Below are 12644 nucleotides of genomic sequence, written 5' to 3' on the forward strand. Positions count from 1 at the left end.
TCGTTTTGAGACCAACTATTTGAAACTATAAAGACAAACACAAATTTCACTAATTGACACTAATTAGTTTGTGAAATTAATTTAACAACTAAGTTAACCATTGAAATTTGTGCAAATTCGTGCAATTCGTATTTTTTAAGACAGTATCATTTTAAGTGCAGTTGGCAAGACATCAAGGTGTTCTTCCAGCACAGCTCTTAGTTGTTTCGAAGTTTTGTAGCCACATAAATGGGCAATATGTTCTATTTTATAATCTGAATTGGCGAGTAGACTTTTGGCTTTTTCAATTCGTAGTTTTGTGCGGTATTCGGCAATAGTAATTCCGGTTTCTTTTTTAAAAATGCGCGTTAAATTTCGCGGACTCACATAAACCAAATCGGCCAGGGAATCAATAGTGGATGTTTTTTCTAAGTTATAGATAATCCAATCCTGAATAGTGTGAATTTTTTCGTCGCGATGGTTTCTGTTTTGCAAATAAACGCTTTCCTGTTCGTCAGTTCCGTTTCGCCGTTTATAAACAACAAGTTCTTTGGCAATTTTATTTGTAATGTCTTTTCCGTGCCTTTCTTCAATTAGAAATAGAGCCAAATCAATTCCTGTTACAATTCCGGCGCTGGTGTAAATGTTATCTGATTTGGTGAAAAGTGTATTTTTTTGAGGTTTTAAAAGCGGAAAATCATTCTTGAGTTTCTCCAGAAGTTTCCAGTGTGTTGTACATTCTTTATGATCTAAAAGTCCTGATTTTGCCAATAGAAATGCTCCAGTACATACACTGCAAATGGTTGTTTGGTTTGCATTTGCTTTATGCAGCCAATTAAAAAACAAATCATCCTCCTGAAGTAAATCTATTTGTTGTGTGCTAAATCCCGAAATAATGACGATGTCATCTTTTTGCGGGGCAGTTTTAGAAAAATGAATTAAGGAAGAAAGTTCTAAACCTGAATTTGATTTTATGGAAGTTTCACTACTAATAAACTTCAGTTCATAATCAAAACCCAGATTATTGGCTTCCTGAAAAACTTCGACAACACCGCTTAAATCAAGTAAAGAAATGTCTTTAGGAATATAAAAATAAACCGTAGATTTTGATTTTGTCATTTGAGAATGTATGCTTTATTTCAATTTTTCCTTAAAAAAATCAATTGTTCTTGTCCACGATAGAGTAGCAGCAGCTTCATCATATCTTGGAGTTGTGTTATTATGAAAGCCATGATTTACGTTGGGATAAAAATAAGCTGTATTTTCGACTTTATTTTTATTGAGAACTTCCTGAAACGCAGGCCAGCCTTCGTTTACGCGTGTGTCTAAACCAGCGTAATGTAATAATAATGGTGTTTTGATTTTTTCAGCTTCTTCTTTTGTTGGCTGTCCGCCGTAATAAGGAACTGCGGCTTTTAAAGTTGGTATTTTTACCGCCAGCATATTCGAAATCCATCCACCAAAGCAAAAACCTACAACACCAACAGAGCCGTTGCAGTCTTTATGTGATTTGAGGTATTCGTATGCGGCAATAAAATCTTCGAGCATTTCTTCGCGGGTTCGTTTCTTTTGCAATTCACGTCCGTCGTCGTCATTGCCGGGATAACCGCCTAATGGCGATAATGCATCGGGAGCAATAGTTATGAATCCTTCTATAGCGGCTCTTCTTCCAACATCTTCAATGTAAGGATTTAAACCGCGATTTTCGTGAACAACAATTATTCCGGGTAATTTCTTTTTGGTATCTGATGGCTGAGACAAAAGCCCTTTAATGCTTCCGCCGCCTTTTGGAGAATCATAATTGATGTAGCCGCTTTTTATTCTGGGATCTGTGGGTTGAATTAAAATACTGTCGACATAATTGGGTGTCATAAAACTCAAAAGCGAAGGCAATGTAACAGCTCCAACCGCAAAAATGGAAAGTTTTTCTACAAATTGTCTTCGTTTGATTTTATTATGCGCATAATCGTCATATAAATCAAATACTTCCTGACTGATATCTTCTTTGGTTAATTTTTCCATGACTTTAATTTTGAAACTAATTTAAGAAATAAACTGCTTTATAATTCTTATTGTTTCAAATAAAGCGTGAAAAAGTCCTAAATTTTATTCGCCAGTAATTCTTTTAATAATGTACTGACACTTACAGATGCACATGCAATACCTTCATCGGCAGCGCCATAATAGATATAAAGTTCGTCATCTATTAAAACAGTTCCGGTTGGAAAACAAACGTAGTTTACATATCCTTTTAGTTCCCAGGGTTGATCCGGAATAAATAGGGGAAAAGGCAAGCGTGCAATTTCTTTGGTAGGGTTATCAATGTCTAAAAGTGCAGCACAAGCCACGTACATATAACCGTTTACGGTATCATGAACGCCGTGATAAATTAAAAGCCAGCCGTGTTCGGTTTCTATTGGCGGGGCGCCGTTTCCTAAATAGCTTAATTCGTGGGTAAATTTTGGATCTAAAACGATATGATTTTTAAAATCCAGCATATATTCTCTCCAAAATTCGGGAGTTAATTCATCAAGAGTGTTTACAGCAGCCATTTGAATTCCCGGACGAATGCGGTGTAAAAAGTGCAGTTTTCCGTTTATTCTTCGTGGAAAAAATACCACATTTTTATCCCAGACATAAGCGCTTCCGGTACTTGGCTGAAAATATTTAATATTTAAATCCTGTTGATTTTTGATAAGTGACCGAAGCTCATCACCACTCATTTGCGGAACTATAATACCATGTTTCTCAAAAGTTTTTAAATCTTTGGAAGTGGCAACACAGCCAAAAGCATTTGCGCCGTCATAACCGCAATAGGAAAGATAATAAAGATCATCAATTTTGACAATCCTCGGATCTTCAACGCCGTATTCTTCATTTGGCATTTCGGGAACAATTACAGGATGTTCGTATCTTTCTTCGATAGTAAGGGGATCAGAAAGCCGGCAATAGCCTATTGTAGAATGATTTCCTAAAGCAACAGCTCTGTAAAAAATATGAATTTTTCCGTCGACAGCAATAACTGCGGGATTTAAAACTCCTTCAACTTCAAAATCTAATGCTGTTTTTGTAATAATTAATCCGTGTTTGCGTATCATAATCTCCTATTTTGGAATTTAAAATTACCGAAATTTAATGAGCTTAGATTTACATAAAATTTTAAAATTGTTTCATAATTAGAAGAAAGGTTTGCCACGAATTACACTAATTTACACGAAAAAACTTTAAGCAAAAAAATAAAAAATTAATGAAAATTAGTGTAATTCGTGGCCAAATTTTTTACTTTAAATGTTTGGGTTCCTGAATTTCGCCATTGCCAAAAGACCAGTTTTCTAATCCATTATTTTCTAAAAGAACGATGATTATATTGTTAATGGTAATTTCAGTTTCGGAAGAAATTGTAATAGCAATTGTATGGTATAATTTCTTTTTCTGTTCTAATGTTCTTCCTTGTCCTGCAATGATTTGAACGTAGATTATGTTTTCAGAATGTGAAATTCCAAGATAGCTTTCAGGATATTTTATTTGTTGTGTTTCGAGTTCTTCAATAACATGAAAATAATCATCTTTTGGAATATGAAATTCTGCTATTAATGACTGATGAACTGATTGTGAGATTTTATTTTTTGTTTCCTGCGAAAGTTTCTTAGGAAGACTGATACGTACAAATGGCATTTTTTATTTTTTCCCAAAGATAGAAGCTCTTTTGCGAACAGCATAAATTTTAAAAGAAATATTAATCTTTTTTTGCCACGAATTGCACGAATTTGCACGAATGAAAAATTAAACTTTGGGTAAAATCAAAAAGATAATTAGTGAAAATTAGTGTAATTCGTGGCAAACTTTTACAAACTCTTAAGTTTCTTCATAAATACAGGAAACACGTCATTTAATTCTTCAAACAACGGATTTTTGCGGTGTTTCAGTTTGATTTCACTAAACAATTTCAAACCAAGTGCAAATTGTGTGGCTTCAGAATCATTTTCGAATATATTTTTATCTTTTATTCTTTCAATAATACTAAATATTTCGTCGTGATTTGTAAACTCTATTCCAAGTTCTTTTGCCGGTTCAGTTTGACCGTCTGCATATTCTTTCAGGCTTAGTGTAAGATAATATTTGTTTGCTCTTTTTTCCATAACATTTAATCTATTTAATCCATTTATCGACAATTGCCTTAAAGGTTTCTTTGTATTGTTCGCCAACAGTTATTTCGGCTTTGTCGATAAATATTGAGTTTTTACTAATGGCGCTTATTTTTTCGAGAGACACAATATAGGAACGATGCACTCTCATAAATTTTGATGATGGTAATTTTTCTTCCAGTGCTTTTAAGGAAATCAGTGAAAGAATTGCTTTTTGAGAATCGTCAAAATGTACCTTTACGTAATCTTTTAAACTTTCGATATAGGTTATATCTTTAAGGGAAATTCGTACCCATTGATATTCTACTTTCAAAAAGATAAATTCGTCATCTGCCGTAATAGGCTGATATTGGTTTGAAGATTCTTCTGTTATTTGCAATACTTTATTGGCAGCACGCAAAAATTCCTCGTAACTAAAAGGTTTTAAAAGATAATCTATGGCATTTACACGATAACCTTCAATAGCATAATGATTATAAGCTGTTGTAAAAACAATTTTTGGGACTGCTCCGGGTTGTTCCTGCAAAAGTCTGGCAAGCTCCATTCCGGTTAAATTGGGCATATTAATATCCAAAAAAACAAGATCGGGCTGTTTATCCCGAATTAAAGTCAGGGCTTCAACGGCATTATCGCAACTCGCTGTTAACTCTAAAAAAGGTGTTTGTTCAATAAAGGTCTGCACCAATTTTAATGCGAGAGGTTCATCATCGACTGCTATACATTTTAATATTGTCATTATTCTAAAGTTATTTGCAGTTTTACATTATACATGCCGTTTTTGGCTATTCCGGCGGTTAGCGAATGCCTGTGCGGGTAAATTAAATGAAGCCTGCGTTTTGTATTTGTTAAACCGATACCGCCTTCATTGGGCGTGGCAGATTTTTCAAAATATGTGTTTTCGACTTCAAATTCAAGATTGCTGCCATTTTGCCTAAGCGAAATATGAATTTCACTTTTGTCAGTAGCATGAATACCATGTTTAAAAGCATTCTCTACTAAAGGTAGTAATAACATTGGAACAATTGGATAATCCTGTATTTTTTCCGGAATATCTGTTGTAATCGTTAATTTGCTGTTGGCACGAAGTTTCATCAAAGCAATAAAATCTCTCATAAATTCGGCTTCTTTCAGCAAAGTCGTAGTTTCTTCTGTACTATAAAGTAAATAGCGCATCATCCTGCTTAAAGTGTGCAGCGCATTTCTCGAATCTTCGATATCAGTATAAGTAAGGGAATAAATACTGTTGAGCGAATTGAAAAAAAAGTGTGGATTTATCTGTGCTTTCAACATTGCCAGTTCGGCCATTGTTTTATCCTGTTCCAGTTTTTGTTTGTGTTGCGCGGCTTTCTGCCAATATTGTAACATCGATAAACTTGTACTGATGCCTAAAACCATTAAAGTGAGCATAAAAGCATAATTATCGAAATAAGGATTTCTATTTTTTTTGAAACCCAAAACAAGGCTCACTTTTGCATGAAGATCTGTTTGCGAAGTATAAAAATAGGCGATAAGCTGCATGACAACAATTGCGAGAAAAGCCCAGATTAAAAAGAGAGAAGTATTGTCTTTTATAATAGTTTTTGGAACAATGATTTTGGCATTAGAATAAAATATAATAATCAGCAAAACGAGTACAATAATCTGCCAAAGCCAAAAAACAGAAGGCAGAATTACATTCCAGGTTAAAGGAATGTAAAACAACATTAGAAATCCCAATAACAACCAGCCGAGAAGGTGTAATCCTGCAAATAAATAGGGTCTAAAGATGTTTGTCCACATTATATTTTCTTTTTTTAAGGGCAATATTACATTTTATTTGAATGCAATTTTAAAGCAATCGCTATAGAGAGATTTACAGCCCTTAAAAACCATTTTAGAGCCGACGAATTTTCAAATTAAACACTTGTTTAATTTAAATAAAAATCCATCGGTTCTAAGGTTATCTCTATCGATTGTGCGTCGCTCTTCGTCTATTCGAAATTTTTTACGTAACTTAATTCATTTATTTTGTTAGCGTAATTATAGAAATCACATTATATCCAATGAATAAGCAATCACTTTTAAGCATTTTCGCAGCATCAGTTATTATCGTCTCGTGTGGTAAAAAAGATGACAAAGCAGCTCAGGCCGCTGCTGCAGGACAAGTTAAGGAATATAAAACACTGGTAATACAGCCAGAATCAGCAACTTTAAATACTGATTATCCGGCAAGTATACAGGGACAGCAAAACATAGAAATTCGTCCGAGAGTAGAAGGTTACATTGACAAGATTTATGTTGATGAAGGTGCGGTTGTAAGAGCAGGACAGCCTTTGTTTAAAATCAGCGCTCCCGAATATGAGCAGGAAGTTCGTACGGCAACAGCAAGCATTAAAAGCGCTCAGGCAGCAGTAAGTTCAGCAAAATTGGCTGTAAATAAAGTAAAACCGCTTGTTGAGAAAGAAATCATTAGTAAATACGAACTGGAAACAGCTCAGTATAATTATGATTCTGCTTTGGCAACTTTGGCTCAGGCCAATGCAAGTCTGGTAAACGCAAGAACTAATTTGGGTTATACTACGGTTACAAGTCCGGTTGATGGAGTTGTAGGATCAATTCCATTTCGTTTAGGAAGTTTAGTAAGTTCAAATAATACTGAACCGTTAACGACAGTTTCTAGTATAGGAAACGTTTATGCCTATTTTGCAATGAACGAAAAAGTACTTTTAAGTTTTAGTGAAGGTTCCGGAACATTGGCACAAAAAATCAAACAATTGCCACAAGTTTCTTTATTACTTTCTGATGGATCAATTTACGGAGAAAAAGGAAAAATCGAAACCGTAAACGGATTGATTAATACAGAAACTGGTTCTGTAAACATCAGAGCCCGTTTTCCAAACCCAAGAGGAATCATCAGAAGCGGAAGCAGTGCAACAGTTAGAATTCCGACTCAGGTAAAAGAGGGATTAATTATTCCGCAAAGCGCTACGTTTGAACTTCAGGATAAAATTTTCGCAGTAACAGTTGGAAAAGACGGTAAAACCAAAAACGCAAATATTACGATTTTAGAAAATAAAGCCGGAAATTATTATGTGGTAACAAGCGGTTTAAAAGCCGGAGATCAGATTGTTTTAGAAGGAGTTGCCTCATTAAAAGAAGGAACTGAGATTAAAACTCAAAATCAGAATGCTGAAACTGTTTACGCAGACTTAAAATAAAAATACATGTTTAAAATATTCATTCAAAGACCTGTACTCTCGACGGTAATATCAGTTATTATTGTCATTCTAGGTGTTTTAGGGCTTATAGAGCTTCCTATTTCCCAATATCCTGATATTGCTCCGCCAACGGTAAACGTTTCGGCAAGTTATACAGGAGCTAACGCAGATGTGGTACTTAAAAGTATCGTAATTCCGCTGGAAGAGCAAATTAATGGTGTAGAAAACATGACTTACATGACTTCTACAGCAACAAATGATGGTAATGCATCTATAAAAATATTCTTTAAAGTAGGAACAAATCCTGATTTGGCTGCGGTAAACGTGCAAAACAGGGTTTCCAGAGCCACAAGTTTATTACCTGTAGAGGTAACTCAGGCCGGTGTAACAGTTACAAAAAGCCAGAGTAGTAACTTGTTGATATTCTCGCTATATAGCGATGATAAAGCTTACGATCAGACTTTTCTTCAAAATTATGCGAAGATTAATCTTGTTCCTCAAATTCAGCGTGTGGTTGGGGTGGGAGATGTAACCGTTTTTGGTGCCAAGGATTATTCGATGAGAATTTGGCTTAAGCCGGATATCATGCAGCAATACAAATTGATCCCAAGTGATATTTCGGCTGCTCTGGCAGAACAAAATATCGAAGCTGCGCCGGGTAAATTTGGTGAAAACGGAAATCAGGCTTTTCAATACGTAATTAAATATAAAGGACGTTTAACAAGCGCTCAGGAATTTGGAGATATTGTTATAAAATCTGTTGGAAACGGACAGGTTTTACGATTGAAAGATGTAGCAAAAGTAGAATTAGGATCTTTAAGCTATTCTTCGACAATTAAAACAAACGGTGTAGAATCTGCAGCGATGGCAATTAGCCAAACGCCTGGTTCTAATGCCCGTGACGTAATTAACAATTCTAAAAAGCTAATTGAAGAGGCAGCAAAAAATTTCCCAAAAGGAGTAAAATATACGCTTCTTGTGGATGTTAACGAAAATCTGGATGCTTCTATCGAAAAAGTAATTCATACTTTGATTGAAGCTTTTATTCTGGTTTTCATCGTAGTTTTTATTTTCCTTCAGGATTTCAGATCTACATTAATCCCGGCCATTGCAGTTCCGGTTGCGATTGTTGGAACATTTTTCTTCCTGAATCTATTCGGATTTACGATTAACTTGTTGACGCTTTTTGCGATGGTTCTTGCCATTGGTATTGTGGTCGATGATGCGATTGTGGTCGTCGAGGCGGTGCATGCCAAACTCGATCACGGTTACAAATCGGCTAAGAAAGCTACAATCGATGCGATGGATGAAATTTCTGGAGCAATTATTTCGATTACATTAGTAATGGCGGCGGTATTTATTCCGGTTACCTTTATTACAGGATCTACGGGAGTTTTCTACAAACAATTTGGTATTACGTTAGCAGTTGCGATTATTCTTTCTGCGATTAACGCCTTAACATTAAGTCCGGCTTTATGTGCTTTATTATTGAAACCACATGCAGACGATCACAAACATAAAAGTTTTATTCAGCGTTTTTATACCGCGTTTAACGTTGCATTTGACAATGTAACAGAGCGATACAAACGTTCAGTAAGTTTCCTTTCGGTTAAAAAATGGATTGTATTGGCTTCGATTTTAATTGCCGGTGCCGCTTTATTTTATATGATGAAAACCACACCGTCTGCTTTCGTTCCGGCGGAAGATCAGGGAACTGTTTTCGCCAACATTAGTTTACCGCCATCAGCTTCGATGGAACGTTCTGATGTAATTGCCAAAAGAGTCGATAGTATTGCTAAGACTATTCCGGGAGTTAAAAATACACTTCGTATCGTGGGACAAAACTTTACAGCCGGAGCGGGTAGTGCCTACAGTATGGTTATTGTAAAACTGGAAACGTGGGACAAACGTGAATTAAGTGTTAATGATGTAATTGGTCAGCTTTTTGCCAAAACGAGCGGTATTCGTGAAGCTAATATATTCTTCATTTCACCGCCAACCATTCAGGGATTTGGACAAAGTGGTGGATTCGAATTCCAATTACAGGATAAAGGAGGGCATACAACGGCCGAATTCTATAAAGTAAATGTTGATTTTCTGGAGAAACTTTCAAAACGTCCTGAAATACAATATGCTACAACGCCATTTAATCCTGGTTTTCCTCAATATATGATGGATATAAATTTGGCAAAAGCCAAAGATGCAGGAGTTCCAATCAATACGATTTTGTCTACAATGCAAGGGTATTATGGAGGTTTGTACGCTTCGAATTTCAATAAATTCGGGAAACAATACCGTGTTATGATTCAGGCATCACCAGAATTTAGAACTAATACAGAAGGACTAAATAAAATTTTTGTTAGAAACGCTTCAGGAAACATGGCGCCAATTACAGAGTTTGTAAAAATGACAAGGGTTTTTGGTCCGGAATCTATTTCAAGATTTAACTTGTTTACTTCTATTTCTATTACAGGAGCGCCAAATCCGGGCTTTAGTTCAGGAGATGCCATTAAAGCGATTCAGGAAGTAGCGGCCGAAAATTTACCTGCAGGTTACGGTTATGAATTTTCAGGTTTAACGCGTGAAGAGTTAGCATCAGGAAGTGAAACTATTTTCATCTTTATATTATGTCTTGTATTTGTTTACTTCTTGTTAAGTGCTCAATACGAGAGTTATATTTTGCCTTTTGCTGTATTGTTCTCCATTCCTTTTGGATTGGCCGGAGCTTATCTGTTCTCGATTATATTCAAACTAAACAGTAATATTTATTTGCAGATTTCCTTAATCATGTTGATTGGATTGCTGGCGAAGAACGGTATCTTGATTGTCGAATTTGCTTTGGACAGAAGAAGAAAAGGATTGCCAATTGTTCAGGCTGCTATTGAAGGAGCTGTAGCGCGTTTGCGACCAATTTTAATGACCTCTTTTGCTTTTATTTTAGGACTTGTGCCTTTAATGTTTGCTTCAGGAGCCGGAGCTGTTGGTAATAAATCGATTGGTACGGGAGCTGTTGGAGGTATGTTAATCGGAACCATTTTGGGAGTATTCGTAATTCCGGTATTGTTTATCGTTTTCCAGACTTTACAGGAAAAAGTGAGCGGACCTGCAAAAGATGGTTACGATGAAGATGATGATGAAGAAGTTCAATTGATAGAAGCTCATAAAGAGTAGTAATTTAAAAGACAAAAAATGACTCATAGTTCAAATAAATATATTTTAATGGTAATCGCAGCCACGCTTTTAAGTGCCTGTGTTACCAAAAAATACGAGCGTCCCACGACACTTTCTACAGATAAGCTGTTTCGTGATCAGGCTGCAGCCGATTCTACAAATCTGGCGAATATGCCTTGGCAAAGTGTTTTTAAAGATGCAAAATTGAGTGCTTTAATTCAGAAAGGTCTGGATCAGAATCTGAATTTGAAAAATGCCATTGAAAACATTGTTCAGGCGCGTGCCAGCTTACGCCAAAGCAAATTGGCTTATTATCCAAATTTGAATTTGGATGCCAATGTAACACGAACCAAACAATCAGAAGCAGGACTTAACTTTCCGGCAGGAATCAATATTAATACTTTAACCACAACCTATAAATTAGGTTTAAGTACGTCATGGGAAGCAGATATCTGGGGAAAATTGAGCAGTACGAAAAGAGCAGCTTTGGCCACTTATCTTGCTACAGATGCTGCAAAACAAGCTGTTCAAACCCAATTGATTGCTGATATTGCCAATAATTATTTTTTATTGTTGTCTTATGATAAATCTCTTGAAATTACGCAGCAAACTTTAGAAGCCCGTGTTAAAAATGTAGAAACAATTAAAGCCTTAAAAGAAGGTGCAATTGTTACAGGTGCTGCCGTGGTACAAAGTGAAGCCAATCGTTATGCTGCCGAAGTATTGATTCCGGATATTAAACAAAACATTCGTGAAACAGAAAACGCTTTGAATATTTTATTAGGACAAGCTCCGGGACCAATCGAAAGAGGCGTTTTAGGAGAACAGCAAACTCCTGATAATCTGGCGATAGGTTTACCGTCTCAGTTATTACAAAATCGTCCTGATGTTCGTCAGGCAGAGTTTAATTTCAGAGTTGCTTTTGAAAATACAAATTTGGCCAGAACCTATTTTTATCCAAGCCTGACGCTTACGGCTAGTGGTGGGTTTTCGAATTTAGAGTTGAAAAACTTCTTCGATAATTCTATTTTTTATTCGATAATTGGAGGATTAACACAGCCACTTTTTAATCAGGGTTTAAACAAAGCGAGATTAACAACGGCGCAATCGCAACAATTACAAGCCTTAAATAGTTTTCAGCAAAGTCTTTTGGTTGCCGGACAGGAAGTTTCGAATGCGATGTATTCGTACCAAATGGCGGTTGAAAAAGAAGATTCGAGAGAAAAACAAATTGAATCTTTAATAAAAGCAGTTGATTTTACACAACAGCTTTTAGAGTACAGTTCAGCGACAAATTATACTGATGTTTTAACATCAGAACAAAATCTACTATCGGCACAATTGAACGGTATAAATGATAATTTGCAAAAGCTGCAGGCTTTGGTTGATTTGTATCGCGCCTTAGGCGGTGGATGGAAATAAAGTTCTTAAAAATATTGAGTTGAAGATTGAAATTTGATAAATAGTATCGGTTAAAAAGTGGTGTTCGTCGATTGGTTTAGAGGTTCTGTATAATGAGTTCGATAAACCTGAAAAATGGCATTACTTTCGCTTTATTCAAATCAAATTTAAACTTAATAATAAAAAAAATGAAAAAATTAGGACTTGCTTTAATGCTTTTAATGAGTGTTTTTGCACATGCACAAGTATCAATTAACGTAAATATTGGTACACCGCCAAGCTGGGGACCTGAAGGAAATGATGAAAGCAGATATTACTATTTGCCGGATATTGATATTTATTATGATGTTGCTCAAAGCCAATATATTTATGAAAATAGCGGTAAATGGGTTCGTGATAAAAGATTGCCTTCAAGATACAGAAATTATGATCTTTACGATGGTTACAAAGTAGTTTTGAATGATTACAAAGGAGATTCTCCTTATTCATACCATAAAAAACACGTTACCAATTATCCAAAAGGTTATAAAGGAAAACCTCAGAAAACCAGAGGAAACAAACCTGACAGCAAGCAGAAACCGAACAAGGATAATGCAAAAAAGGATAATGCAAAAAAGGGTAATTCAAAAAACTCAAAAGGAAATAATTCCGATAAAAATAAGGATCATGGCCACGATGATCGCCACTAATTAAAAAACATGACTTGAAAAACGCCTCAGAAATGAGGCGTTTTTTTGTTTGGTATCTGAGT

The 12644-nt window shown here is 35.6% G+C and carries 11 protein-coding genes; 4 read left to right on the forward strand and 7 right to left on the reverse strand.

Features of this window, described 5'->3' with window-relative positions:
- Positions 1-135: 135 nt before the first annotated feature.
- From AC4FQ3_RS01120 to AC4FQ3_RS01150, 7 genes are all read right to left on the reverse strand, one after another.
- The gene (locus AC4FQ3_RS01120; RefSeq protein WP_491180541.1) at positions 136-1098 is read right to left on the reverse strand and encodes a GlxA family transcriptional regulator; all 963 of its coding nucleotides are present in this window, start codon (positions 1096-1098) and stop codon (positions 136-138) included.
- A 15-nt stretch (positions 1099-1113) separates the two neighbouring features.
- Positions 1114-2001 (reverse strand): dienelactone hydrolase family protein, encoded by an 888-nt coding sequence (locus AC4FQ3_RS01125; protein ID WP_491180542.1) that lies wholly within the window; start codon positions 1999-2001, stop codon positions 1114-1116.
- A 77-nt stretch (positions 2002-2078) separates the two neighbouring features.
- A complete protein-coding gene (locus AC4FQ3_RS01130) occupies positions 2079-3077 on the reverse strand; it encodes a glycoside hydrolase family 130 protein (RefSeq protein ID WP_491180543.1) in 999 nt (332 codons plus the stop codon).
- 181 nt (positions 3078-3258) lie between these two features.
- On the reverse strand, positions 3259-3654 hold the full coding sequence (locus AC4FQ3_RS01135) for a tautomerase family protein (RefSeq protein WP_491180544.1): 396 nt from the start codon (positions 3652-3654) through the stop codon (positions 3259-3261).
- Between the two features lie 170 nt (positions 3655-3824).
- A complete protein-coding gene (locus AC4FQ3_RS01140; protein ID WP_042564521.1) occupies positions 3825-4118 on the reverse strand; it encodes a DUF3861 domain-containing protein in 294 nt (97 codons plus the stop codon).
- A 10-nt stretch (positions 4119-4128) separates the two neighbouring features.
- Positions 4129-4860 carry a LytR/AlgR family response regulator transcription factor gene (locus AC4FQ3_RS01145; protein WP_491180545.1) on the reverse strand — a complete coding sequence of 244 codons (732 nt, stop codon included), beginning with the start codon at positions 4858-4860 and terminating at the stop codon, positions 4129-4131.
- Positions 4860-5903 (reverse strand): sensor histidine kinase, encoded by a 1044-nt coding sequence (locus AC4FQ3_RS01150; protein WP_491180546.1) that lies wholly within the window; start codon positions 5901-5903, stop codon positions 4860-4862. The genes AC4FQ3_RS01145 and AC4FQ3_RS01150 overlap by 1 nt, the downstream gene beginning before the upstream one ends.
- 263 nt (positions 5904-6166) lie before the next feature.
- Between AC4FQ3_RS01150 and AC4FQ3_RS01155 the strand changes: the two genes are divergently transcribed.
- The 4 genes from AC4FQ3_RS01155 to AC4FQ3_RS01170 all read left to right on the forward strand — a co-directional run bounded on the left by AC4FQ3_RS01155 (position 6167) and on the right by AC4FQ3_RS01170 (position 12582).
- The gene (locus AC4FQ3_RS01155; RefSeq protein WP_491180547.1) at positions 6167-7321 is read left to right on the forward strand and encodes an efflux RND transporter periplasmic adaptor subunit; all 1155 of its coding nucleotides are present in this window, start codon (positions 6167-6169) and stop codon (positions 7319-7321) included.
- A gap of 6 nt (positions 7322-7327) precedes the next feature.
- Positions 7328-10492: an efflux RND transporter permease subunit gene (locus AC4FQ3_RS01160; protein WP_073393881.1), complete on the forward strand. Its 3165-nt coding sequence runs from the start codon at positions 7328-7330 to the stop codon at positions 10490-10492.
- Positions 10493-10510: 18 nt separating this feature from the next.
- A complete protein-coding gene (locus AC4FQ3_RS01165) occupies positions 10511-11914 on the forward strand; it encodes an efflux transporter outer membrane subunit (protein ID WP_491180548.1) in 1404 nt (467 codons plus the stop codon).
- 167 nt (positions 11915-12081) lie between these two features.
- Positions 12082-12582 carry a hypothetical protein gene (locus AC4FQ3_RS01170; protein WP_491180549.1) on the forward strand — a complete coding sequence of 167 codons (501 nt, stop codon included), beginning with the start codon at positions 12082-12084 and terminating at the stop codon, positions 12580-12582.
- Positions 12583-12644 lie beyond the last annotated feature (62 nt).

This window comes from Flavobacterium sp. AK-345, assembly GCF_058310175.1.

Bases quoted from the DNA above. Each gene is read 5' to 3' on its own strand.
- AC4FQ3_RS01120 (WP_491180541.1), bottom strand. From the start codon at position 1,098: ATGACAAAATCAAAATCTACGGTTTATTTTTATATTCCTAAAGACATT.
- AC4FQ3_RS01125 (WP_491180542.1), bottom strand. From the start codon at position 2,001: ATGGAAAAATTAACCAAAGAAGATATCAGTCAGGAAGTATTTGATTTA.
- AC4FQ3_RS01130 (WP_491180543.1), bottom strand. From the start codon at position 3,077: ATGATACGCAAACACGGATTAATTATTACAAAAACAGCATTAGATTTT.
- AC4FQ3_RS01135 (WP_491180544.1), bottom strand. From the start codon at position 3,654: ATGCCATTTGTACGTATCAGTCTTCCTAAGAAACTTTCGCAGGAAACA.
- AC4FQ3_RS01140 (WP_042564521.1), bottom strand. From the start codon at position 4,118: ATGGAAAAAAGAGCAAACAAATATTATCTTACACTAAGCCTGAAAGAA.
- AC4FQ3_RS01145 (WP_491180545.1), bottom strand. From the start codon at position 4,860: ATGACAATATTAAAATGTATAGCAGTCGATGATGAACCTCTCGCATTA.
- AC4FQ3_RS01150 (WP_491180546.1), bottom strand. From the start codon at position 5,903: ATGTGGACAAACATCTTTAGACCCTATTTATTTGCAGGATTACACCTT.
- AC4FQ3_RS01155 (WP_491180547.1), top strand. From the start codon at position 6,167: ATGAATAAGCAATCACTTTTAAGCATTTTCGCAGCATCAGTTATTATC.
- AC4FQ3_RS01160 (WP_073393881.1), top strand. From the start codon at position 7,328: ATGTTTAAAATATTCATTCAAAGACCTGTACTCTCGACGGTAATATCA.
- AC4FQ3_RS01165 (WP_491180548.1), top strand. From the start codon at position 10,511: ATGACTCATAGTTCAAATAAATATATTTTAATGGTAATCGCAGCCACG.
- AC4FQ3_RS01170 (WP_491180549.1), top strand. From the start codon at position 12,082: ATGAAAAAATTAGGACTTGCTTTAATGCTTTTAATGAGTGTTTTTGCA.